The organism is Pedobacter sp. (assembly GCF_046462515.1).
In the GTDB taxonomy this organism is placed as follows: Bacteria; Bacteroidota; Bacteroidia; order Sphingobacteriales; family Sphingobacteriaceae; genus Pedobacter.
In genome coordinates, this window is record NZ_JBKGVD010000009.1 from 631,832 (window position 1) to 656,042 (window position 24,211).

Below are 24,211 nucleotides of genomic sequence, written 5' to 3' on the forward strand. Positions count from 1 at the left end.
TAAGGTGACCAAAATACTTGTAATTTATACAGGAGGTACCATTGGTATGGTTAACGATACCAAAACCGGTGCCCTTATTCCCTTTGACTTTGAGCAGATCAAGGCTAAAGTGCCAGAACTTTCATTACTTAATTACGAACTGAAAGTCCATTCTTTCGATCCTATTATCGATTCGTCTAATATGAATATAAACGGATGGGTAAAAATGGCTAGTGTAATTAGCGAAAACTATGATGAGTTTGATGGCTTCGTGATCTTGCATGGCTCAGATACGATGTCTTATACGGCATCTGCATTGAGTTTTATGCTTCAGAACCTGAGCAAACCCGTTGTGTTAACGGGATCGCAGTTGCCCATAGGTGAAATCAGGACAGATGCAAAAGAGAATCTGATTACTGCACTGGAAATTGCAGCTACCAAAAAAAATGGAAAGGCGATGGTACCTGAGGTTTGTATCTATTTTGATTACCAGTTATTTAGAGGTAATCGTTCAATTAAATATAATTCTGAGAAATTTGAAGCTTTTCAATCGCCTAATTATCCAATATTAGCCGAAGCAGGCGTACATCTTACGTTTTTTCCCAATAATATCTTGCCCCGTAAAGAAGAAAAGTTTGAAGCTTTTACCAATCTGAAATCAAACATAGGTATTTTAAAAATGTATCCGGGCATTACAGAAAATGTGGTTAAAGCAGTCACAGAATCAGATGTAGATGCTATAGTGTTAGAAGCTTTTGGCTCGGGTAATACACCTACAGACGACTGGTTTCTAACTTGTCTTGAGAAAGCGTCTAAAGCAGGCAAGATCATTGTGGATATTTCACAATGTAAAGGAGGATCGGTTCAGTTGGGTTTATACCAAACGAGTAGCAATTTAAAAGCTATGGGTGTTTTAAGTGGATATGATATGACCTTTGAAACCGCTATTACCAAATTAATGTACCTTTTAGGTAAACAGCTTGACAAGATAGAAATAGCCAGACTTATGGAAACTTCCATTGCCGGAGAGTTAAGCAAGCCCTGATGGCGATAAGTTTTAACCGTAAAAATTGTGTCAATAACTTTTACACTTAGCTAAACTTCAACAAATAGCAGTTATTTTTGGTAAAACCGCTTCATTAGAATAATATGAAAATAGAACAAATATATACCGGTTGTTTGGCCGAAGCAGCTTATTATATAGAAAGTAACGGTGAGGCCGCAATTATAGACCCATTGAGAGAAATTGCGCCTTATTTAAATAAAGCTGCACATAACAATGCAAAGATCAAATATATTTTTGAAACGCATTTTCATGCTGATTTTGTGTCGGGACATGTTGACCTGGCCCAAAAGAGCGGAGCAGTAATTGTTTACGGACCAACAGCCAAAACACAGTTTAATGCTCATATAGCTAAAGATGGCGAACAGTTTAAAATAGGAGATGTTACTCTAACAGTTTTGCACACACCAGGCCATACGCCAGAATCTACTACCTATTTATTAACTGACGAGAATGGTAAAGCACATTGTATTTTTACAGGAGATACGTTGTTTATAGGTGATGTAGGCAGACCAGATCTTGCCCAGCAGGGAGATATGACCATGGAAGATATGGCCGCCACTTTGTACGACTCTTTACACAAAAAAATCATGGTTTTGCCAGATGATGTGATTGTTTATCCGGCGCATGGAGCAGGCTCTGCATGTGGTAAAAACATGAGTAAAGAAACTTTTGATACACTGGGTAACCAAAAGCAGGTTAACTACGCCTTAAAAGCAGCTTCAAAAGAACAGTTTATACAAGAAGTAACGGAAGGTATCTTACCCCCTCCTCAATATTTTGCTAAAAATGCCGCTATGAATAAACTGGGTTATGCCAGTATAGATGCCGTTTATGAACAAGGTATGAAAGCGCTAAGTCCTACGGAATTTGAATTAATGGCTAACCAAAGCGGAGCCTTGGTTTTAGATACCCGTGATCCGCAAGAATTTGCCAAAGGATTTATTCCAAATGCCATTAATATTGGTCTGAACGGACAATTTGCACCTTGGGTAGGGGCTTTGATTACTGATTTAAAGCAACCTATTTTATTGATAACTGATAATGGAAAAGAACAGGAAACCATAACACGCCTGGCCCGTGTTGGCTATGATAATACCATTGGTTATTTAGCGGGAGGTTTTGAAGCCTGGAAAGCAGAAAATCGTGAAATAGACCAGATCAAGTCTATAAGTGCGGCTGAATTTGAAGAAGTGGTGAATGGGCAAGGCAACTTACTGGCTTTAGATGTACGTAAACCGGGCGAATACCAAGCAGAACATTTAGAATTTACCCTGGCCCGTCCCTTAGATTATATCAACGATTGGATGTCTGAAGTTAAGCCTGACGAAACTTATTATATCCATTGTGCCGGAGGATACAGATCAATGATTGCGGCTTCTATTCTAAAAGCCAGAGGTATAGATCATGTAATTGATGTAGCTGGAGGTTATGGTGCAATCAAGAATACTGGTTTGAAAAGAACAGACTTTGTTTGTCAGAGCAAAGCTATGAAAGTATAAAGAAAACATGTTTAATAAAAAAAAGGCCGGATCATTGATCCGGCCTTTTTATATCAATTCCTAATTAACGGGGCAAACCTTTGGCATAGGCCCTTTCTGCCCGTTTTACCGCTAGTTTTTCCCTGTAACTGGCATATTTCCCTTTGAGCATCATTTTAATCAGACTGTCAACCGCGCCGTGTTTAAAAACACTCCATACACTTGCTGCTTTACCCATAAAAGACTGATCCCATGCTCTTAAACTTAAAGAGAAAGAGCCATCCAGATATTTCATCCAATGCCACATGCCTACCGGCATGAACAAAGTATCGCCATGTTCTAAAAAGACTTCATAACCCTCTACGCCATTTAAAGAAGGGAATTTTTCAAAATCGGGATTACCAACATTATAATCTTCCAAGGCATAGGTGGCGTTTGGCAAGCAGTATAACCTTGTTTTCCACTCGTAATCAAATAAAATCACATGTTTACGTCCATTAAAATGCGTATGAAAAATATTCGGTAAATCTATATCATAATGCAAAAACGTTTCAGAGTTTGATCCGCCAAAAAACATACTTGGTAAACTCTCCATAACACCATCTATTAAATGTTTAGGAATTTTGACATCATTTACCATAGAAGGCGCTTTCTTAAATAAATTAAATAAGAAAATGCGGAGCTCTGTTGGTTCACGTTGTATCAGATCAAGGTAATCACCAAATTTCATTTTGGCTACAGCTGCATTGATTGGTTTGCTGGGATCTGCTTTAGAATTGTCATAAAGCGGAACCTCTACATCGCCAGCAAGTTGCTTTAAATATTCGGGTGTCCATTTTTCACGTGCAGGCCAGTCTTTAGTTAGTCCTTTGATTACTAAAGGTTTTCTGGGCTTGAGATAGTTTTGGATAAAATCTTCTCTGGTAATATTTTCTACTGTATCTACAGGTTTTAGGATGAAACTCATTTATGTAAATAAACTTATGTTTTCAAATTATTTAGAACGCTTTCACACAAATTTGAGAATTAAATTTTAATTGTTTATACGTTTATGTGTAAAATGTTAAGCCAATGATAATTGTATAAAAAGTAACAGTTACGTAACTTTTGCCTTTTTGATCATTTTGCTGAAATAGGCAGGAAAAAGTCTTTTTAATAATACGCCTTTTACTTCTTTTCCGCCAATATAAACTTCTTCTTTTTTAGCTTCGAAGGCAGCAACAATCTTTTCGGCACATGCGGATGGTTCCATGCCGTTAGCCTGTGCGCTATCCATAGTGCCTTGTGGTGTGCCGTTGGCTGTAAGTGCATTTAGCGTTACCCTGGTTTTGATAAAACCTGGACAGGCCAGCATAATATGGATGCCGCGATTGTCAATCTCTGTGCGCAGTGAATCAAAATAACCATGTAAAGCATGCTTTGATGCCGCATATGCAGAACGGTAACGGGTGCCGAATTTACCAACTAAGCTACTAATGCAAATGATCGATCCGCTGTTCTGTTGAAGCATAATAGGTAAAACGGCTTTGGATAAAATAACTGTCCCCCAAAAATTAACATTCATAAGGCGTTTTTCGGTTTCAAGACTGGTATCTAAGGCAAGTGCTCGTTGACTGATCCCTCCGCTGTTCACCAGTATATCAATGCGGTTGTAGATGCGCAGGGCTTCTGCTGTTTTTTGAGCTAAGCTGTTGTGATCTTCTAAGTCAATAGATAGTACGTGAACATCTATTTGGTTTTTGCAGTTCTGTTTAACCCTAAAAAGCTCATCTCTATTTCTGGCTGAAATAATGAGTTTGGCACCTCGTTGGTTAAAAGCGTACACCAAAGCCTCGCCTATGCCTGATGATGCGCCCGTTATCCAGACTACTTTGTTGTTCATAATGAGATTAGATAAATGTTAAATAATAGGTTAATCCGTATCCGTAAAAAGTTCTGCTGCAATTCCATCGGCAAGCAATTTACCCGATGTTGTAAGTATGATCCTTTCGTTTTCTAAAATTACATGATTCTCTTTTAAAAACGGTTGAATTTCTGCTCTTACCTTACCAACATAACTCTGCCCGAAACTATCCTCTATTTTTTTTAAATCGATACCCCACATTGTTCTTAATGAGGTCATAACGTACTCATTAAATTTATTTGCTTCAGTTAAGACCTCGATATGTTCAGGTAATTGATTTTGCAGAATATTTTCTATATATCTTGTATTGTTGTTAATGTTAATGTAACGTTGTGTGCCGTCAAATCCATGTGCAGAAGGGCCAATACCCAGATAAGGTACACCTTTCCAGTAATTGGTATTATGAACCGCATAACGCCCTGGTTTTGCATAGTTGGAGATTTCATAATGTTCAAAACCGTTTATGGCTAATAATTCGGTCAGGATCATGAACTGGTCGGCGGCCTGTTCATCATCAATATTTGGTTGTTTCCCTTTTTTTATTGCGGCTGCTAAAGCTGTTTTAGCTTCAACAGTTAAGGCATATGCCGATATATGAGGTATTTGTAAATCTAAAGTAGTCCGGATATTATTCTTCCATTTTTCATTGCTAAGTAGCGGAAATCCATAAATAAGATCGATACTTAAGTTTTCAAAACCTGCATCCTGACATCTTTTGATACTGCTTTCGGCTTCTTCGGCATTATGGGCACGATTCATCCATTTCAGATCATCATTATAAAAAGATTGTGTGCCTATGCTAAAGCGGTTAACAGGTAAAAGTCTTAGCGCTTTAACTTTTTCTTGGTTCAGATCATCGGGATTGGCTTCGAGTGTAATTTCTGCTTCGCTATTGATGGTGAAATGTTTTTCTATTGTATCAAAGATTTTTTGAAGTTGAGAAGCCGGTAAAACACTCGGTGTCCCTCCGCCCAAATAAATACTGCTTATGGGGCTGCTTATACGGTCCTTCTTTAGAACAATCTCTTTACAGATGGCTTCTATTAGGTTATCGACGTTCTTGAAAGAAGTGGTAAAATGAAAATCACAATAATTGCAGGCCTGTTTGCAAAAAGGAATATGTATATAAATACCAACCATGCTGCAAAGTTAAGATAAAATTAAACGCGTTTTTTAATTTTGAAAGTATTGTAAAAATAGGCTTACTTTATGAAATGAAATATCTGTTAACCGTTTTTCTGGTACTGAGCAGCTTTTTAGTGTGGGGACAGGAGCTTTATCAGGTAGAAGTTAAACTGGTAAAGCCAAATGCAGAATTGCTGAATAACTTAAAGTTTAATAAGGAAGCGGCAGATAGTGCAACAGTTTATAAGGAAGCTGATAAGGTCATTAGCCAACTTAGATTAAAAGGCTATCTTCTGGCAGAGTTGAAACAGATTAGCATCAAAAATAAACGGGTTGAGTTATTTGTAGATCAGCAATTGCAATACAAATGGATAGGACTGAGAAAAGGAAATATACCCGTATTCCTTGAGCAGAACATAAATACCTATGTAGGCCATTTTACGGGTGCTCCTTTTAATACTTTGCAACTTGAGGATTTGCTCAAAAAGGTGATAACTGATTGCGAAAATAGTGGCTATCCTTTTGCAATGGTAAACCTCGATCAAATACATTTTGAAAATGAACAGATTGTTGCAAGCCTTAATCTAACACTTAATGAACGCATTGTTTTTGATAGCCTCAAAGTAGTGGGCGATGTAAAAATAAGTAAAGCTTATTTACAGTCTTATCTGGGTATTAAGACCGGCACGAGCTATAATGAAAATGCGGTAAGGCAAATTTATAGGCGGTTAAATGAATTGTCTTTTTTAAAAGAAGCCAAACCCTTTGAAGTTAGCTTTGCAGATCATAAAGCTATGCTTACCCTTTTTTTGGAAAAAAAGAATATCAATCAGTTTGATGGTATTTTAGGCTTACAACCAAAACAAAATGCAACTGATAAATTAGAAATTGTAGGTAATCTTAAGCTGGCTTTGGCAAACACTTTTCAACAGGCAGAAAAGATTTATTTTAACTACCAAAACCTGGCTAAAGGGACACAGCTTTTAGAGAGTAATATTGATATACCGCGTGTACTTAATACGGATCTGGGCTTTATGCCTGCCCTAAGTCTGTATAAACAAGATACTACTTATCTCAATGTAGATACAAAGTTGCTATTTAATTATGAAGTAAGACCTAATGACAGAATACAGTTTTTTGTTGAGCGGAGAACAAGTAGCCTGATAGAAACCTCCCAATATAAAGAGGCACAGAGCCTCCCGCAAAACTTAGATGCCACCATCAATTTCTATGGATTGGGTTTTATGGCTCAGCATTTAGATTACAGATTTAATCCTAGGAAAGGTTTCCAGCTTGAACTTAATTTTGCCGCGGGAAATAAAAAAATAAAACCTAATGCAAATATTCCTGCGCATTTGTATCAACAGGTTAATCTTAATAGCTCTATATATCGATTTTATCTGGATGCAAAATATTTTATTCCGCTTACCAAGCAAGCCATTTTTGCTTTAATTAACCAAACCGGATATTTATCAGGTAAAGATTTCTTAGATAATGAATTGTTCCGCATAGGAGGTCAGAATACCTTGAGAGGTTTTAACGAAATGGAATTTTTAGCCAGCGCGTATACATTGTTTAATGCCGAGTTCAGATATTTATTAGAGCAGAATTCTTTTCTGTTTCTTTTTTATAATCAGGCTTATGTGCAAAAAAACAATAACAAAGATTATCCTTTGGGTATGGGGGCTGGCTTAAATTTTGAAACCAATTTGGGCATACTTTCATTAAGTTATGCCCTAGGTAAACAAAAAAATAATCCGTTAAATTTGCGCCAGGGAAAAATCCACGTTGGAATAACCGCTTTATTTTAATTGATATGCTTAAAAAACAAATCTGCTTTTTATTATTCCTTTTACCAGCCTTTATTTCATTTGCGCAGATAAGCCCCGTTAAAGCAGATTCGTTAAATATAAAGCCTTTCTTAACTGATAGTCTTTTACTTGATACTATAAGTAAGAGCGCAATTGATACTTTAACACCACATATTTTAAAAAAGAGAGATTCTTCTACTTATGCGCATTGGATAGATAGCCTAAGTAAAGGATATGGTTTTGCGGTATTTGATTTGTCTTCAGTTTTAAAAAAACAAAATCCCGTAGAAAAAGTAACTTACCAGCAAGGAGACCTTTTACCTAAAGGTAAGGTGTGGATCCTATTGGTAATCGGATTTTTATTGGTGCTGTTTGCGATTTTGAAAAACTCATTTGGTAAGCAACTCAATATGGTTGTACAATCTTTCTACAGCAACCGCGTGTTGGCTAATTTCAGTAAAGAAGATAACTTGGTTACTTCATGGTCTTTTTTACTGCTGTTTGTACAGTTTGGTTTTACCATAGGCATGTTCTTTTACCTTTTAGCACAATACAATGAGAATGAACAGGCACAGCGACAAGGCTTTGAATTCTTTATTACCCTCTCAATGGGTATTATTATGCTGTATCTCTTAAAGATTGTTATGCTAAGATTAATAGGTTTTTTCTTTGAAGTACAGAAACCTGTAAAGCATTATGTTACCATTTTATACCTGAGTTATTTTAACGCGTCTTTATTGTTTATTCCTTTGATTATTGCTTTTGCACTTGCTCCTGTCCAATATGGTAATGTTTTTATTCTTACAGGCTTAATTTTGCTTTGCGCCATCTTCGTTTTTCAGTTTGTAAGAGCGGCAATTAATATTTTATCCACTTACCGGTTTCCTAAGTTGTATTTAATTTTGTATCTTTGCGCCCTTGAAATATGCCCTATAATGATATTAATCAAGGCAATAGGATATTAAGAGGTAAAAAAGAAATGCAAGAAAACAAAGAAAGACTACGTAAAGTAAAAAGCATCTTGGTTACATTGCCAAAGCCTGAAGCAGAAAAATCACCTTATTTCGATTTAGCCAAAAAGTATAATCTTAAAGTTGATTTCAGATCGTTTATACATGTAGAGGGAGTACAGGCTAAAGATTTTAGAAAGGAAAAAATCAATCTTCCTGATTACACTGCGGTAGTATTTACAAGCAGAAACGCGGTAGATCATTTTTTTAGAATATGCGAAGAAATGAGATATGAGGTTTCTGTAAATCTAAAATATTTTTGCATTTCAGAATCTACGGCGCTATATCTTCAGAAATATATCCAGTACAGAAAAAGAAAGATATTTTTTGGGAAGCAAAGTGCGTCTGATTTGGCAGAAGTAATGAAAAAACATGCCGGTGAGAAGTTTTTGTACCCCTGCTCTGATGTAGCTACTGAAGACACGATGAATTTTTTGCAGAAAAACGGTTATGATGTAACACCTGCGGTATTATTCAGGACAGTAGTAAGCGACCTTTCTGACCTTGCTGATGTGTTTTACGATATTCTGGCTTTCTTTAGTCCGTCAAGCATTCAGTCGCTGTACACAAATTTCCCCAATTTTCAACAAAACAATACGCGTATAGCGACCTTTGGATTAAATACACAGAAAGCAGTAGCTGAAAAAGGACTTATTGTTGATATTGCGGCGCCAAATCCTGAGGCTCCTTCAATGATCATGGCATTAGAAAATTATATCAAGAAATCTAATAAATAATATATCGTCTATTGGTATATCATTACAAAAAAACAGGAAGCGGCTCAGGGTTAACCCGAGCCGCTTTTTAGTTGATATTCAAAAATAAAGACATCGCGAAAACCTTTTTTATAAAGAAAATCTTTACAGGATCTGCAGATATAAAATACCTATAAGTAAGTATTTATGTTTAATTATTTAATATTAAATTAGTAAATAATTTAAAGGTATTTTTTAATTATGCCTTCTGTTTGGTTTTAAGCTTTTGTGGATAACTGGGCTTTGTGGGGAAACTGTGGATAAATTTGTGCAAAAAGTTGTAATTGTCAATGTTAATTGATAAAATTGCTATAAAATTGTTTAAACAACTTATGAGGAAAATCTACTTTCTTGCATTTTTTATTGCAGGAGTTATGCTCTCGAGCTGTGGAAGAGGCGGTGCTGGCGAACTTGTAGGAGCGTACAATAAAAAATTTAAGAACAAAACTATCCCGCTGGGGATGGTGTATATACCCGGAGGAAGAAACCTTATTGGTATGACTGACGAGGATATTACTTTCTATCAGGGGAGGCAAAGTAAAATGGTTTCATTCAGTCCTTTTTATATGGATGAAACAGAAATTACCAATGCTGAATACAGACAGTTTGTAAACTGGGTAAGAGACTCTATTGCAGTTTCTGTATATGTTAAAGGTGCTCCCTACGAAGGGGGAGGTAATTACAAAACTCCAAGTGGTGATGCAGCTAAGTATTTCTTGAAGCCCAAGACACAACCAGCTTCAGGAACTACAGCTCCTCCGCAAAATATTAACTGGAAAGCGATTGGTAACGGTTCAAAATTATGGGCTAATAATAAAGGTGGCAACAAAGATTTAGGCGATTTATATAGTAAAATCAGTATGAATGGTCGTGATATCTCTGTAGGCCTTGATGTGAAAAAATTAAAGTATTCATATTACGAAGTAAACCTTGAGTACCAGCTTAAAAATCCTAACGGATCTATAGCAGATTTCTATGATGTGTATGTAGATAATCCAGATCCTAACAACCCAAACCAACACCCTTCTGTAATGGTTTATCCGGATACATTAGTATGGAAAAAAGATTTTACCTACGAGTATAATGATCCTATGGTTGAAGCTTATTTTAATCACCCGTCTTATGACAGGTACCCGGTTGTAGGTGTAACCTGGGATCAGGCAAAAGCTTTCTGTGCCTGGAGAACTAATCTTTATGAAAGTGTAGCCTCGAAAAGAAAATTACCAAAAAATACAAGATTGAAATATTCTTTACCTACTGAGAGCGAATTTGAGTATGCTGCAAGAGGAGGAAGAGTACAAACCAAATATCCTTGGGGCGGTCCTTACATTATGAATGCAAAAGGCTGCTTACAGGCTAACTTTAAAGTAGGAAGAGGAAATTATGTGGATGATGGCGCTCTGTATACTGTAGAAGCCAAAGCTTATTTGCCAAATGATTATGGCTTATACAATATGGCTGGTAACGTGGCAGAATGGACTTTAGATTCATATAATACCTCATCACCTGAAGATAAAAATCCTATTTTTAGAAATGGTAAACGTAAAGCGGTAAAAGGTGGATCATGGAAAGATATAGGCTTTTTCCTTCAAAACTCAGTAACACAATACGAATATCAGGATATGGCAAGATCTTACATCGGTTTCAGATGTATTTCAAAATTCCCTGGAAATAAAATTTAAACGATAAACCAAAACTAAAATTCAAACGAAAAAACTATGGCTGGAAAGTACGCTACTACAGAAGCAAAATTACACCTTGCAACCTCAGTTGGTGCATCTATTGTAATTGTTGGTGCTCTATTTAAAATTCTTCACTTAGGTGGGATATATGGTAGTATCATGATTGGGGTAGGTTTAGGGGTTGAAGCTGTCCTGTTTTTATTAACTGGTTTATTCCCTCCGCACCCGGATGTAGAGTGGCAAAAAGTTTACCCTCAGTTACGTGAAGGTGGTAAACCAACTCCTGATGGCGCAATTCCTGAGGTAAGCAGCAATAATGCTTCTACAGGTACCTCACAACAACTGGATAAATTATTTGCTGATGCAAAAATTGAGCCTGCATTAATAGAAAGTTTAGGCTCTGGCTTAAGAACATTCAGCGATAAAGTAGCCACTATTTCTAATGTTGCAGATGCATCATTAGCTACCAATGAATTTACGGCGAAAGTAAAAAATACAACTTCTAAGTTTGCTAACTTAGATAACGCGTTTGATGTTGCTACAAACCAGCTTCAGGATTTAGGTAACAGTAGTAAAGACACCAAAGCTTATCACGAGCAGGTGAATAATTTAGCTAAAAACCTTTCGGCATTAAATGCGGTATATGAATTAGAGTTACAAGATTCAAGTGCTCACTTAAAATCAATGAATAAATTCTACCAAAATCTTTCTTTAACCATGAATAACTTCAACGATTCAATGGATGATTCTAAGCAGTTTAAAGAAGAGGTAGGAAAACTGGCTAAGAACTTAGCATCATTAAATGCTATTTATGGTAATATGCTGAGCGCAATGAATCAACCTCGTGCTTAAAATATCGGATTAAATTTTTTAAAAACTAATTCTAATTTAACATGGCAGGAGGTAAAGAAACCGCAAGGCAGAAGATGATAGGTATTATGTACCTGGTGCTTTTAGCGATGCTGGCGCTAAATGTATCAGATCTGGTACTTAAAGCCTTTAAAAATATTAATGACAGTTTAAACACTTCAAAAGAAAATGTAAATACCAGTATCCAGCAGTTATTAAAAAACTATGGGGATACTAAAGCTAAAGAAAGCTCAGATAATCAGGTTAAGTTTGATAGAGCAAAAAAAGCACAGGCTATAGCTGGTAACTTAATCAAATATATTGATGGGTTACAGGCAGAAATTGCTAAAGACGGTATTGACGAAAATGGAGAACTTGTTCAAAAGAACAACCTTGATATAGGTCAGAATATTATGGGTAGTGATGAGCAGCCTAAAAAAGGTAAAGAATTGCAAGAAAAAATTAACCAGACCGGTAAAGAACTTGCTGCGTTGTTATTACCTGATGAGGGAAGACCTACTTTTGTACTGGAAGCCAAGAACCCTGCAAAACCAAAAGCAGGAGAACCAAAAACATGGACAGGTACTAACTTTGGTGAGGGTGTTCCTTTGGCTGCGTTCAGAACAATATTAACCATGATTCAGAACGACACAAAGAATATGGAAGCTGATATCATTAACAAGATATTAGCTGATAAACCTATTGTTGTTTTAGATCATTTCGAAGCAGTTGCTGTAGCGCCTACTTCATATGTAATTCAAGGACAACCCTATAAAGCAGAAATTTACCTGACAGCAAGTGATTCAAAATCTACACCTGATATCAGCGTAAACGGAAGCAAAGTGCCAACCGAAAACGGGAAAGGTATATATACTGGCGGAACAGGTAGTGTAGGTACATTTACATGGAAGGGTACCATAAGAGTTAAAGAACGCAATGGTAATATTAAAACGTATGAAACCGCACCTCAGACCTATCAGGTTGCTGCTCCGTCTGCAACTGTTTCATCCGATAAATTAAATGTAATTTATGCGGGTATTCCAAACCCTTTTACCATATCGGCTGCAGGTTTCCCTAATATCAATGCTTCTATTTCAGGAGGCGGTTCTTTAACAGGGGCAAATGGTAAATTTATGGTTAACGTACCGGGTTCATTGGTGGGTAAAGAAGTTTCTATCAGTGTATCGGCTAATAATAATGGTAAAACTGTAAATTTAGGTGCACCTAAGTTTAGGGTTAAAGCTATACCTGCACCGGTTGCAAAAGTTGGAGGTAATGGCGGCGGAGATATTGCTTCGGTACAATTAAAAAGTGAATCTGAGATCGAAGCTGATTTAGATGATTTCCCTTTTGATGTTAAGTTCAGAATTTTGCGTTATGAGCTTACTGTAATCAAACCTCGTTCGGATGCGGTTACAATATCAGGTCAGGGAGGAAGCTTTACAGGAGCAGTTAGAAACGCTATTAACGCAGTTTCGCCTGGAACAAGAGTTATTTTTGATCAGATTGTTTCGCAGGGACCTGATGGGAGACAAAGGGTGCTGCCACCTGTTGTATTTAATGTAAAATAATTGAAAATGAAAAAGTTCATATTATCGCTTGTTTTTATTGTTGCAGTTAGTGTTGTTGGTTTTGCTCAAAATGGAGCAAAGAAAACAAACGGAAATAAGACTACTCCACCGGCTAAGCAGCAGCCTGTGAAAACAGATCCACCGGCGGAAGAGAAAAAGCAGGTAGATCCTAAGCCTGCTAAAACACCTAAACGTAAAACTCCACCTAAAGATGGTTATGCTGTAGAGAAAGATTTGAGAGATACGGTTTCTCAAAAAGCTTTTTTAGCAGAAATTAAAGATGAGGATGTGATTTATACCAAACGGGTATGGCGAGATATTGATTTGAGGGATACGGTTAATTCTGTGCTGAATTTCCCTAAATCAAGATTAATTGAAATATTATTAAACGCGGTTAAATTAGAAGAGCTAACGGCTTATAATCCTAAAGATCCTAAAACTTTAGAAGATGATGACGCTTTTCATTTTCCCTTAGATACTGCTGAGGCTATGAAATTAGCTAATGGGGTAGTGAACGTAACCAACAATAAAACGGGCACTGTAAAAGAAGTACAGGGAGAATTTAATCCTGCTCTATTCTTGAAATACAGGGTAAAAGAAGACTGGGTTTTTGATGGTAAAAGAGGTGTTTTTGAACCTCGTATTATAGGTTTGGCTCCTTTAAAACTCAATGCACAGACTAAAGACTGGCAGCCTATTTTTTGGATCTATTATGACGATGCAAGAGATTTGTTAGCGAAAAAGAGATTATTTAATGCTTTGAACGATTCTTCTCCGCTAAGTATGGACGATTTCTTTGTGCACCGCTTGTTTTCGAGTTATATTGTTAAAGAAACCAACTCTGGCGATTATAAGTTAAAAGATATTATTTCAGATCCGAGAGAGCGCCTACTGGAAAGCGAAAGGATCAAAAAGAAAATGGCTGATTTTGAACAAGGCCTTTGGGAATACTAAACAAAAAAGCGGGACGTTAATCGTCCCGCTTTTTTGTTTTAGGCAAAATATTCTTTTAATGCTTTAACCTGTTTCAGATTTAATACTTCCATTAATTCTTTATCTGTTGCTTCTTTAATTTTTTTAACGGATTTGAATTTCAATAGGAGCTTATCTGCCGTAGTTTTTCCTATTCCTGGTATCTGTTCCAGTTCGGTTTTTAATGTGCCTTGATTTCTTTTCTTACGGTGAAAAGTAATACCAAAGCGGTGTGCTTCATCTCTTAATTGCTGAATAATTTTCAGTGTTTCCGATTTTTTATCTAAATAGAGCGGCAGACTATCATTAGGGTAGTAAAGCTCTTCAAGTCGTTTAGCAATACCTATAACAGTTACTTTTTTATCTATTCCTAATTTTTTGAGGCTACTTAAAGCAGATGAAAGCTGGCCTTTACCACCGTCAATAATAATGAGCTGCGGAAGCGTTTGGTTTTCATCTAACATGCGCTTATATCGCCTGTAAACAGCCTCTTGCATGGTGGCAAAATCATTAGGGCCCTCTACGGTTTTTACGTTAAAATGTCTGTAATCTTTTTTGCTGGGTCTGGCATTCTTAAATACCACGATAGCCGATACAGGATATTTGCCCTGAAAGTTAGAATTGTCAAAACATTCGATATGATAAGGCAATTGAGTAAGTCGCAAATCAGCCTTCATCTGGCTTAAAATGCGTTCTGTTCGTAAATCAGGATTCAGTTTTTCATATTGGTTCAGTTTCTCTTTTTTAAAGAACAATACATTTTTTTGAGAAAGCTCAAGTAAGCTCTTTCTGTCACCTGATTTGGGCACGGTAAGCTTAAGGCCAGGGTCGTCCAAAGCCATTTCGAAAGGAACGATGATTTCTTTTGAAGTACTTTTAAACCGGCTTCTGAATTCGGCTATGGCAATAGATAGCAACTCTTCATCAGTTTCGTCCAGTCGCTTTTTAATTTCTATGGTTTGTGTTTGTATAATGCTTCCGTTCATTATTTTCAGGTAGTTTACAAAAGCATACCTTTCATCAGAAGCAATACTAACCACATCTATATTGGTAACAGAACTGTTTACAACAGTGGATTTACTCTGGTATTTTTCAAGTGTATTCAGTTTAAGCTGTAGGTTATGCGCCTGTTCAAAATCCAGGTTCTTAACAGCCAGATCTACATTTTGTTTCAAATGTTTAATTACAGAGCCTATTTTACCATTCAGGATATCTTTGATATCTGCAATGTTTTGTAGGTAATCAGCTTCGCTTTGGTAAGCCTCGCAAGGCCCTTTGCAATTTCCGATCTGGTATTCTAAACAAACCTTAAATTTTCCCTGGCTAATATTTTGAGGCGTTAAAGCCAGATTACAGGTACGTAAAGGATAGGTTTCTTTAATGAGGTCTAAAATAGTATGCATCATACCTACAGAAGCATAAGGGCCAAAATAGGTAGAACCATCTTTAATGGCTTTACGCGTAGGAAAAACCCGAGGGAAAGGTTCTTTTTTAATGACAATCCATGGATAGGTCTTATCATCTTTGAGCATGATATTGTATTTGGGCTGATGCTTTTTAATGAGATTGTTCTCTAACAACCACGCATCTATCTCAGTATCTACTATGGTAAATGTGATTTTACGTATTTTAGATACCAGTACTCTTGTTTTGCCATTGAGCTGTTTATCCTGGGTAAAATAAGAACTTACCCTGTTTTTAAGATCTTTGGCTTTACCAATGTACATCAGTGTTCCATCGATATCAAAATATTGATATACGCCCGGTTTATGAGGAATATCGGCTAATGCCTGTTTATAATCAAAACTGCTCATCGGTTGTAAAGTTAGCTCAAAAAAATGTTTTATCCATTTTTGCTAAGTAAGAGAGCAAGAAGGATTAACTTATTTTTGTAACCTGTTGTTTTTATGAGTCTTGTTGTGTAACTTGATGTGACCCAAACTAAACCAGATTATGAAAATGGTGCTCTCAGGAAGAAACCTCTTCCTATCGGTAGCTATGCTGGCCACCGCAATAATCTTTAACTCGTGCCGCAAGGATCTGCTGGTGCCAGGCCCCGATAACCTGAAGAACGCGCTGAGCATAGCCGAGGCGAAGAGCTATTTCAACTCGCACCTTGCGGGGCCCAGAAGAGGGAGCGGGGCGCTGTCCGCGCTGCCCGCCGAGACCAGTCCGTTACAGGTACTGTTTGCCGGCAAGCAGCCCGTATGGAGCGAGGCCTACCAAAAAATGATAAGTACCGGAGGGGCGGTGAAAATACCTTTAGATTTTGGGCAGAGCTATGCCGTGGTAGACCAGAAGACAAAAGCGATGGTGCCTTTGGCCAGCCTGAACTACCTGTTGATGTACAAGGACAAAAGGGACAGCATCCATGTGGAGTGGGTCCGTCTGGTGCCCGACCGGGCCTGGCTTTACGGAGATAGGGACAGCTATAAGGGAAAAGTCCTGGTGAGTGACTGGAACGGGAAAGCGCTCAAGCGATACGTGTACGGTTCAAGCAGCAAGGGTAAGGTGGCCAGTTCGGGTGGAGAAGCCGAAGAGGGGGAGGGCATAAAGTGGGTCTGCATCAGGATATCGAGAGGTACCTGCCCCCGGCAATACCCTTGCACGGCCACTTATTGCGATTTCTGCCTGGATGTATGCGCAGTGGAGATATGCGGATGGGAGATAGGGGATTGCCCTACGTGCTCGACCGGGCCGCCGTCCGGCCCGCCTGCTGGAGATGGCGGAGATGGTGGCAGCGGGGCGTCGAACGATCCGGGCAGTGGCGGCGGTGGACCGGGTGCGGGCGATTACGCACCTAATTGCAACCCCGACCCGGATTACGTAGTTCCCAGCTACCCTGCGCCACCGGGGATGGACTGGATATTGCCCTGCGGCGATGTGCCCACCCCACAGGAGCCGGGCGGCAGCGGCGATCCCTATGCTGGGATGGACCTCTCCCCTGCGGTTCGCTTCCTGTCACTAAGGCTGGGCCTGAACGGGGGCGAAGCGGCATACCTGGAAGGCCACCAACAGATATTTGATGCCATTAGTGGCTATCTTGCACAAAATCCAAGCTCTGTAGATGCGGATGCTTTTGCAAAATGGGCGGTGGGACAGTTTATGGTGCGCTCCAATATTTCTTTAGGATTATTAGATAATATTTATGATGTCGTTAGGTATCAAAATTATATACCAAGAGATAGGGAACCAACAAGCTATAATTGGAGAAGTAAATTAACTACTAGTGATTTTAGCAATTATCTTACAGAAACTACTCCTCTTTGGATTGAGAATAATGGAATAGAAGTAAGAAATATAGAAGCATTCAATTGTCATTATTATGCATTTGGTCCAGTTTATGCTACGGCAACTCTAGAACATTATCCAAAATGGGTAACTGAGATGCAATTAACATCAAAGAACTGGAATCAGGTTACAGGAAATGTTCAAGTTGGCGATAGGGTTACTTATTATAAAAATACTAATGGACAAGTAGAATGGGTACATTCTGCAATAGTAATTGAGGTTGATACGGATGGGTATGCCACCAAAGTAAGCAGTAAAATGGGGACATACCAAATACTGGAACATCATCCTAGAGATATTCCGCCGTCTTATGGCATTCCCGATCCAACTTTTACAGTTAATGTTGGTACGGGTACAGCAACTTATCCATCAAGGATATATTGGAGGAAAAAATAGATTTAATATTGTGAAAAAAAAATATTTACTTTTTGTTGTATCAATTATGATGTTAGGTTGCGCTGTTGTGCAACCTTTCGATAGACAAACAATTGATTTGGATTTTCAGAAATTAGTAACATCAAAGATTAATTATGAAAAATATAATATGATTGCCACTCAAGATCCGGGAGAAAAAAACATCAAAAAGAGAGATTCTATTTATGATCTTTACAAGAGCCAGATATCGCATATAAAAAAAAATCCTGATGTTTATTTAAAATTCATTAATAAAATGCTAAGATCTGAAAACCAACAAACAGATGAAACCCTTCCATACCGGTTTATACCCAAAACAGGAGGATATGTTAATTTAAAATGGTATGAAGTTAAAAAGAACGACTTTTATCGAATAATCAAATATAGTCTATTTAAAATGGATGATAGTGTTTTGCCAGAGAATTTTCGTGGTTTAGCAATAATTGACGAGAAAGCTTATAATGGATATGATGAAACAAAACAAGAAGAATTTAGGTTAGCCTCAAAGTTCCTCAGGCTTCACTTATCCTTAACTAAGGAAGAAATTAAGTTTGTTAAAAACTGTGACAACCAAGTCCATGTACTATCCATTAAACAGTATTTGGATAAAGAGGGACTTAATCGAGACAATGTGGCATTCACAAAGTGGGCGATAGATTACTTGCTGAAATCTCCTGATGTATCTTTAGGTTACCTTAATAATGTATATGATGCAATAAGATACCAAAATCAAATACCCAGAGATAAAAACAAATAATCGTTGTTAATGAAATAGGTTATAGTTATGGTTTAGCAAAGGGGGTACTTGAGATGGAAGGGATGAGGTTCTTTTAGCATTTATTGGAGGAAAAAGTAAGTGTAAATTGATGAAAATAGTTCTATTAACAAGTGTCTTATTATTTAGTTGGGTTCAGTAAAGTTGGCTGAGCTAAAGGTGGAATACAAAAAAGATAGGGGTAATGACAAAAAAGGGGACTTTGTTTTTAGGCTTTACAAAGAACATGTCAATAAAATTAAAAAATTACCGAAAATTTATTTAAGATATATTAATTGTACCTTGAGGAATAATAACGCTCAAATTAAAGAAAGAATCCTTTCCATATAAATATTTAACAGTTGAATGTGCCACGGGCTTGCACCAGTGAAGGAAAAATCATCCCAATAGGAACTACCTTTGTTAATTTAAACCTTAACAGTTAGTTCGTTTCTATTTAGTTAAAATCCCAGTTTCTTATCCAGTTCTGTAGTGCCTTGTTCCTGCTGTTGGTATTTGTCACAATCGTAAATAATATTTACCCCGCCTGCAGGTGGCGAAAAATCACTTCTGCTTATCTTGAGTTTAGGATCGGCATAAACCCGTTTCATAAAACCTGCATAGACAGGAAGTGCAGAGTTTGCACCCTCGCCATAACTTGTGCTGGTAAAGTGAAAAGCCCTATCCTCACAGCCAGTCCAAACTCCGGCCACAAGATCTGGTGTTATGGCCATAAACCAACCATCAGAGTTGTTCTGTGTAGTTCCGGTTTTACCACCAACAGGTGTATTTATACCGTATTTATAACTTAACCTTGAGCCTGTACCACCTGTAACTACACCACGGAGCATACGTGTCATTACAAAAGCAACTTCTTCATTCATAGCCACTTTTACAATAGGCTTGCTGTCGTATAAAACCACCCCGTTTTTATCTTCTATACGTAAAATATAGGTAGGTTGTGTCCAGATGCCTTTATTGGCAAATACGCTGTAAGCGCCAACCATATCAAATATAGAAGCATCAAATGTTCCCAAGCATATAGAAGGTACTGCAGGCACATCGCTGGTGATCCCCATTTTCTTAATTTCATTTACTACTGCGGTTGGGCCTACCTGTTTCATAAGATATGCGGTAACATAGTTTTGCGAGTAAGCTAAAGCTTTTTGCAGCGTAATTGAGCCCGGTAAAGGCGTGCCCGAATTACGGGGCGTCCAATCAGCACTACCTGGATTAGAAATAGTAACCGGCTCATTTGGTACAGAAAAACAAGGTGAATAACCATTTTCAATGGCTACTGCATAGGTGAAAGGTTTACCTGTAGAACCTACCTGCCTTGTGCCAATCTTAACCTGGTCGTATTTAAAGTGTTCATAATTTATACCGCCAACCCAAGCTTTAATATAACCGGTTTTAGGATCCATGGCCATCATAGCGTTACGCAATAATAATTTATAATACTTTACAGAGTCAATAGGCTTCATTAAAGTATCAATATTACCATGCCAGGTAAAAATGGTTAATTTTGAAGGAGTATTAAAATCCTGCGTAATTTCTTCATCTGTTTTGCCCTCAAGTTTTAGAGACTTATACCTGTCTGAGCGTTTAATACCTTGATCTATCTGCAAATCCATGCCTTTAAAAGGATTTCTTCCTTTCCAGCTATTGCTGAACTGCTGTTGAAGTACTTTCATGTATTCTTTTTGCGCTTCTTCGGCATATATCTGCATATCGTAATTGATGGTGGTATAGATCTTTAAACCGTCACGATCTAAGTCATAAGGAGTTACGCCATCTGATTTATAGATGGAACGTTCTTCGAGTATTTTTTTTACCTCGGCCTTAAGAACAGTTCTGAAATAAGGCGCGATACCATCATTAACAGTGGCCGGATTAAAATTAAGCCCTAAAGGCAAGGTTTTGTATTTCTCAAAATCTTGTTCACTGATCAAGTCGGCTTTAGCCATCAGTGCCATTACGGTGTTACGTCTGTTTAATGATCTTTCAGGATTTTTGGTAGGGGAGTAACGGGTAATACCGCGTTGCAAACCGATGAGTACAGCTGCCTGTGGAACGGTAAGTTTATCTGGAGTGGTATCAAAATAAACCCGTGCAGCCGATTTGATACCATAAGCATTATTGCCAAAATCCACAGTATTGAGATACATGGTAATAATCTCTTCTTTTGTGTAATTACGTTCCAGTTTTACGGCTATTACCCATTCCTGAAATTTCTGTATGATACGTTTAAAGTAGTTTTTCTGACGTCCCTCTTCAGAAAAAAGATTAAGCGCTAACTGTTGTGTAATGGTGCTTCCGCCTTGTTTTTTGCCCATCATGGCATATAAAAAGATAGTGAAAGTACGTTTAAAATCTATGCCCGAGTGCGATTTAAACCTTACATCTTCTGTGGCGATTAAAGCATTTACAACATTTGGAGAAATCTCACTATAGGTAACATTTGATCTGTTTTTTACAAAATAGGTACCTAATACCTTGCCATCCTCCGAAATAACTTCGGTTGCCTCATTGCTTTTAGGGTGCTCAATAGCTCTGAAAGAAGGAATGGAGCCAAAAGCTCCGGCACCAATCAGCACAATAAATAAACTAAATAATACAATTCCACAGGCTAAAATTACCCATATCCTTGTATTGTATTTTTTGATGATATCTTTTGAAAGTTCGTTATTGTTAGGTCTATTGTAATTATAAGCCATTGTTATTAATGTAGTTGATATATCTTTTTAAGGTATCTCGATTGGTGATTTTTTGAAAATTCTCTTTGCTGATTACAAAGGTAGTATAATTTGCTGCCGGAATCTTCATAATTACGGCAAGTTGTTTTTTTATGGTTTCTTCGTAATTTTTAACATCTTCGGCCGATTTAAAATCACCCACAAAGATCAGTTCGTCTTCATCTAATTCTTTCAACTGATGTTTTAGATTTTCACCTGTAAAATTACCGCGGTTAAACTGGCCAATACCAAAACGTGAAGGACTTAAATTAAAATCTGTACTATTTACAGCTATCACATAAAAATAAGTGGCAGAAACCCCATCGCTAAACAGGTTATCTTTAATCGTGTTAACAACAGAAGGTAATTTTTCTTCAACTGATTTAGCTTGTGCTGCAGGCTCTTTTTTCTCAGGAGCCTGTGGTATATTATTGGCTATGGTCGCGACATTTTTTTCTTCGGTAACAATTGCTGTGTTATGTGCTGGTTCAGGTTTTTCAGGAATTATGGTTGTTGTAGCTGCTACAAAAGGAATTTCGTTCGGATCATAATCTGTTAAAGCAACCAGCCTTTTTTTATAGGAAACTAAATTGGCTTTAATATAAATTAAATGATCTTCAACTAAAGGTTTGATTAAAGCATCCTTATCATAACGACTTACAATCGTATTAAAAGCAGCAAGTAGACTATCCACGTTTTGTGTATGACCAATAGCTATAGCCTTTAAATACTCAAACTGTGGTGTAAAATTATTGCCCGGAAAACGGTTATTAATAGCATTTACATTGCTAATTACATTCTTATACTCTTTATTGCTTAACTGGTTAAATACCTTAGTATATTCTGTTTTAATCACATTTTCTAATGCCGATTGTTTATCAGAAAACTGGGGATCTATAATAGTTTTTGCGTATACAGATGCTGGAAACTTACTTAGGACAAGGTTTTTGTAATAATTAGATCTTTCTAAGTTTATTGGTTGGTAGGCTAAATATAAACTGTAATAAACAGCATCTAACTTATTGTTGGTAGGGAAACGGCTTATCAAGCTTTCAAAAGCTTTAATTGCCTCTGGTTTATCATTTAACTCTTGGCGGTAAAAATTACCTATACCAATGTAAGCGTCAATCATTTTCTGATTGGACTTTTCTTTTTGCAGGGTGGTTAAAGGTAAAGAGTCTAGGTATTGGACAGCTGTGATTGCATTTACTTTTGAAGATGCAACAGTTTCATCAGGGTCTAAAGCATTTGGAGAGCCAGCAACAGGTTGCTGTGCAGACAGGGTCTGTAGAGGCTGGCTCTGTTTTACACTCTGCCGCCAGTTATCTTCCAATTTTCTATTGCCCCATTTACGCTTAAATTCATTAAAGCCTTTGGTTAAAGCTGTAGGATTGCTGAAATAAAAATTACTGTTCTTGGTTTGTGGGATAATGTCGCTACTCCCATTGTTATCTGTCTGAACAGCAGAAGAAAAAGCGTTATTGGCCCCAGTTTCTTTGTTTTCAAAGTAAGAGGCTAAAGCATTTGCCCGATCTGCTTCAGGTAAAAGCGCTATTTTCTGTAAATGTTCTTCACGATCAATAAGCTCATAACGATCAATAAGATAAGATAAATTGTCTCTTTTTTTAAGTGTGGTAATATATTGCTGCGATGTTTTTGGTAAAACATTTACAGCGCTGTCATAATACAATTTTGCCTTTACGTAGTCTCTGTACTGGTTAAAATTAAGTTCAGCTATTTTAAGATAGGAAAGTCCTTTTTGTGCACTGTTACCTTTGCTTCTTGATACGGATAATTTGTAATTATGCTCGGCATTCTGATAATCGCCAGAGCTGTAATTGTCTTCGGCAATTTCATAATAGATCTGATCAATAAAATCAGTGTTCTTATCGTCTTTAATGAGTGTTGCAAGTTGTTTTTTTCTGTCGAACGTTTTATGATCTAAAAAGCTATTGATGCGGATCTTGCTTAACTTAGCATTGAAGTACATTTCAAAAGGAGCATTACTTTTTTCAACTTTATGGTAATAAACCAGGCTGTTTCCATAGTCTTTCTCTGTTTCATAAAGCTGTGCAAGAACATAATGCCATCTGATTCTATCTTTCGCGTCGGGCTTTTGCTTTAACGCAAGCTGTAAATAATTAATCGCATCCTTAGGGTTTTGAGTAACAATGCTCATCTGTGCCAATGTGGCGTAAGCATCCGATTTTTGATTTTTAACTGAATCAATTTCTTTATGAAGTGTGGCTATAATGCGTTGGGCTTTTTCATAATTGCCTAATTCTATATAGCTGCGGGCTTGCCACGATAAGGCATTTAAGCGTACACGATGTTGGTTTTTATAAGTCTCAGCAACGTAATTGAAATATTCTGTGGCGTTAAAATATTTGCCGGCATAAAAATTGGTTTTGCCTAAAAGTAGGTAAGCATCATCTATGTAATTGCTGAAATTTTTTTCTGCAATAATGGTTCTGGCTTTGGCATCAATCTCATCCAATGTCTTATTGTTGATTTCATTGCTTAATCCGGCAGGTTCAGGTGCATAGTAAATAGGGATAAGTCCACCAAAATCGTACTTTGTAGTTTGCGTTATCTGCTCAAGATAATCGTTGAGCAATACGTTGGAGTTATAAATAAGATTATAACGGGCCGATAAATTTTGCAGTTTTCTGTTAACAACCGTGTCTTTTTGAGTGGAACAACCACAAAATAAGCTTAGTAATAAACAAAAGATTACTAACTTAACCGGAATGTTATAGTGCATGTTTTTCAAAAGCCTGTTAATTTTATATATATAACAAAGTATCTGCAAAATT

General features: G+C 37.3%; 18 protein-coding genes. 12 read left to right on the forward strand and 6 right to left on the reverse strand.

The window, feature by feature from the left end; all coding sequences use genetic code 11:
* Positions 1-4: 4 nt before the first annotated feature.
* Positions 5-1,024 carry an asparaginase gene (locus ACLHG9_RS14695; protein WP_410222256.1) on the forward strand — a complete coding sequence of 340 codons (1,020 nt, stop codon included), beginning with the start codon at positions 5-7 and terminating at the stop codon, positions 1,022-1,024.
* A 104-nt stretch (positions 1,025-1,128) separates the two neighbouring features.
* On the forward strand, positions 1,129-2,544 hold the full coding sequence (locus ACLHG9_RS14700; RefSeq protein ID WP_410222257.1) for an MBL fold metallo-hydrolase: 1,416 nt from the start codon (positions 1,129-1,131) through the stop codon (positions 2,542-2,544).
* Positions 2,545-2,608: 64 nt separating this feature from the next.
* Here ACLHG9_RS14700 and ACLHG9_RS14705 read toward each other — a convergent pair whose 3' ends face one another.
* The 3 genes from ACLHG9_RS14705 to hemW all read right to left on the reverse strand — a co-directional run bounded on the left by ACLHG9_RS14705 (position 2,609) and on the right by hemW (position 5,566).
* Positions 2,609-3,490 carry a cupin-like domain-containing protein gene (locus tag ACLHG9_RS14705; RefSeq protein ID WP_410222258.1) on the reverse strand — a complete coding sequence of 294 codons (882 nt, stop codon included), beginning with the start codon at positions 3,488-3,490 and terminating at the stop codon, positions 2,609-2,611.
* Between the two features lie 129 nt (positions 3,491-3,619).
* Complete coding sequence (locus ACLHG9_RS14710) at positions 3,620-4,405, reverse strand: SDR family oxidoreductase (protein WP_410222259.1); 786 nt, start codon at positions 4,403-4,405, stop codon at positions 3,620-3,622.
* A gap of 30 nt (positions 4,406-4,435) precedes the next feature.
* The gene (gene hemW / locus ACLHG9_RS14715) at positions 4,436-5,566 is read right to left on the reverse strand and encodes a radical SAM family heme chaperone HemW (protein WP_410222260.1); all 1,131 of its coding nucleotides are present in this window, start codon (positions 5,564-5,566) and stop codon (positions 4,436-4,438) included.
* Between the two features lie 74 nt (positions 5,567-5,640).
* On the opposite strand from hemW, the gene ACLHG9_RS14720 reads away from it, so the two are divergent.
* The 7 genes from ACLHG9_RS14720 to gldN all read left to right on the forward strand — a co-directional run bounded on the left by ACLHG9_RS14720 (position 5,641) and on the right by gldN (position 14,183).
* A complete protein-coding gene (locus ACLHG9_RS14720; RefSeq protein ID WP_410222261.1) occupies positions 5,641-7,362 on the forward strand; it encodes a BamA/TamA family outer membrane protein in 1,722 nt (573 codons plus the stop codon).
* Positions 7,363-7,367: 5 nt separating this feature from the next.
* Positions 7,368-8,327 (forward strand): DUF4271 domain-containing protein, encoded by a 960-nt coding sequence (locus ACLHG9_RS14725; protein ID WP_410222262.1) that lies wholly within the window; start codon positions 7,368-7,370, stop codon positions 8,325-8,327.
* Between the two features lie 14 nt (positions 8,328-8,341).
* The gene (locus ACLHG9_RS14730; protein WP_410222292.1) at positions 8,342-9,109 is read left to right on the forward strand and encodes a uroporphyrinogen-III synthase; all 768 of its coding nucleotides are present in this window, start codon (positions 8,342-8,344) and stop codon (positions 9,107-9,109) included.
* Between the two features lie 350 nt (positions 9,110-9,459).
* Positions 9,460-10,809, forward strand: a complete 1,350-nt coding sequence (locus tag ACLHG9_RS14735) for an SUMF1/EgtB/PvdO family nonheme iron enzyme (RefSeq protein ID WP_410222263.1) — start codon at positions 9,460-9,462, stop codon at positions 10,807-10,809.
* Positions 10,810-10,845: 36 nt separating this feature from the next.
* A complete protein-coding gene (gene gldL / locus ACLHG9_RS14740; RefSeq protein ID WP_243357768.1) occupies positions 10,846-11,661 on the forward strand; it encodes a gliding motility protein GldL in 816 nt (271 codons plus the stop codon).
* Between the two features lie 41 nt (positions 11,662-11,702).
* The gene (gldM, locus tag ACLHG9_RS14745; RefSeq protein ID WP_410222264.1) at positions 11,703-13,229 is read left to right on the forward strand and encodes a gliding motility protein GldM; all 1,527 of its coding nucleotides are present in this window, start codon (positions 11,703-11,705) and stop codon (positions 13,227-13,229) included.
* 6 nt (positions 13,230-13,235) lie between these two features.
* Complete coding sequence (gldN, locus tag ACLHG9_RS14750) at positions 13,236-14,183, forward strand: gliding motility protein GldN (protein ID WP_410222265.1); 948 nt, start codon at positions 13,236-13,238, stop codon at positions 14,181-14,183.
* A gap of 38 nt (positions 14,184-14,221) precedes the next feature.
* Here gldN and uvrC read toward each other — a convergent pair whose 3' ends face one another.
* Complete coding sequence (gene uvrC / locus ACLHG9_RS14755; RefSeq protein WP_410222266.1) at positions 14,222-16,015, reverse strand: excinuclease ABC subunit UvrC; 1,794 nt, start codon at positions 16,013-16,015, stop codon at positions 14,222-14,224.
* A gap of 393 nt (positions 16,016-16,408) precedes the next feature.
* Between uvrC and ACLHG9_RS14760 the strand changes: the two genes are divergently transcribed.
* The 3 genes from ACLHG9_RS14760 to ACLHG9_RS14770 are packed head-to-tail and all read left to right on the forward strand — an operon-like array spanning position 16,409 to position 18,663.
* Positions 16,409-16,624, forward strand: coding sequence for a hypothetical protein (locus tag ACLHG9_RS14760; protein WP_410222267.1), 216 nt, complete (start codon positions 16,409-16,411; stop codon positions 16,622-16,624).
* 25 nt (positions 16,625-16,649) lie between these two features.
* Positions 16,650-17,888 carry a hypothetical protein gene (locus ACLHG9_RS14765; RefSeq protein WP_410222268.1) on the forward strand — a complete coding sequence of 413 codons (1,239 nt, stop codon included), beginning with the start codon at positions 16,650-16,652 and terminating at the stop codon, positions 17,886-17,888.
* A gap of 10 nt (positions 17,889-17,898) precedes the next feature.
* Positions 17,899-18,663, forward strand: a complete 765-nt coding sequence (locus ACLHG9_RS14770) for a hypothetical protein (RefSeq protein ID WP_410222269.1) — start codon at positions 17,899-17,901, stop codon at positions 18,661-18,663.
* 458 nt (positions 18,664-19,121) lie between these two features.
* Here the strand turns inward: ACLHG9_RS14770 and ACLHG9_RS14775 are convergent, their stop codons facing one another.
* Both ACLHG9_RS14775 and ACLHG9_RS14780 read right to left on the reverse strand, forming a co-directional pair.
* The gene (locus ACLHG9_RS14775; RefSeq protein ID WP_410222270.1) at positions 19,122-21,377 is read right to left on the reverse strand and encodes a transglycosylase domain-containing protein; all 2,256 of its coding nucleotides are present in this window, start codon (positions 21,375-21,377) and stop codon (positions 19,122-19,124) included.
* The gene (locus ACLHG9_RS14780) at positions 21,367-24,159 is read right to left on the reverse strand and encodes a tetratricopeptide repeat protein (RefSeq protein WP_410222271.1); all 2,793 of its coding nucleotides are present in this window, start codon (positions 24,157-24,159) and stop codon (positions 21,367-21,369) included. Before ACLHG9_RS14780 ends, ACLHG9_RS14775 begins: the two co-directional genes overlap by 11 nt.
* Positions 24,160-24,211: the final 52 nt, after the last annotated feature.

What these genes read in the sequence shown, in the direction of transcription:
- ACLHG9_RS14720 (WP_410222261.1), top strand. Translation starts at nt 5,641, where the DNA reads ATGAAATATCTGTTAACCGTTTTTCTGGTACTGAGCAGCTTTTTAGTG.
- ACLHG9_RS14735 (WP_410222263.1), top strand. Translation starts at nt 9,460, where the DNA reads ATGAGGAAAATCTACTTTCTTGCATTTTTTATTGCAGGAGTTATGCTC.
- ACLHG9_RS14700 (WP_410222257.1), top strand. Translation starts at nt 1,129, where the DNA reads ATGAAAATAGAACAAATATATACCGGTTGTTTGGCCGAAGCAGCTTAT.
- ACLHG9_RS14730 (WP_410222292.1), top strand. Translation starts at nt 8,342, where the DNA reads ATGCAAGAAAACAAAGAAAGACTACGTAAAGTAAAAAGCATCTTGGTT.
- gldL (WP_243357768.1), top strand. Translation starts at nt 10,846, where the DNA reads ATGGCTGGAAAGTACGCTACTACAGAAGCAAAATTACACCTTGCAACC.
- ACLHG9_RS14710 (WP_410222259.1), bottom strand. Translation starts at nt 4,405, where the DNA reads ATGAACAACAAAGTAGTCTGGATAACGGGCGCATCATCAGGCATAGGC.
- gldM (WP_410222264.1), top strand. Translation starts at nt 11,703, where the DNA reads ATGGCAGGAGGTAAAGAAACCGCAAGGCAGAAGATGATAGGTATTATG.
- ACLHG9_RS14780 (WP_410222271.1), bottom strand. Translation starts at nt 24,159, where the DNA reads ATGCACTATAACATTCCGGTTAAGTTAGTAATCTTTTGTTTATTACTA.
- hemW (WP_410222260.1), bottom strand. Translation starts at nt 5,566, where the DNA reads ATGGTTGGTATTTATATACATATTCCTTTTTGCAAACAGGCCTGCAAT.
- ACLHG9_RS14760 (WP_410222267.1), top strand. Translation starts at nt 16,409, where the DNA reads ATGGAGCGAGGCCTACCAAAAAATGATAAGTACCGGAGGGGCGGTGAA.
- ACLHG9_RS14775 (WP_410222270.1), bottom strand. Translation starts at nt 21,377, where the DNA reads ATGGCTTATAATTACAATAGACCTAACAATAACGAACTTTCAAAAGAT.
- uvrC (WP_410222266.1), bottom strand. Translation starts at nt 16,015, where the DNA reads ATGAGCAGTTTTGATTATAAACAGGCATTAGCCGATATTCCTCATAAA.
- ACLHG9_RS14705 (WP_410222258.1), bottom strand. Translation starts at nt 3,490, where the DNA reads ATGAGTTTCATCCTAAAACCTGTAGATACAGTAGAAAATATTACCAGA.
- ACLHG9_RS14725 (WP_410222262.1), top strand. Translation starts at nt 7,368, where the DNA reads ATGCTTAAAAAACAAATCTGCTTTTTATTATTCCTTTTACCAGCCTTT.
- gldN (WP_410222265.1), top strand. Translation starts at nt 13,236, where the DNA reads ATGAAAAAGTTCATATTATCGCTTGTTTTTATTGTTGCAGTTAGTGTT.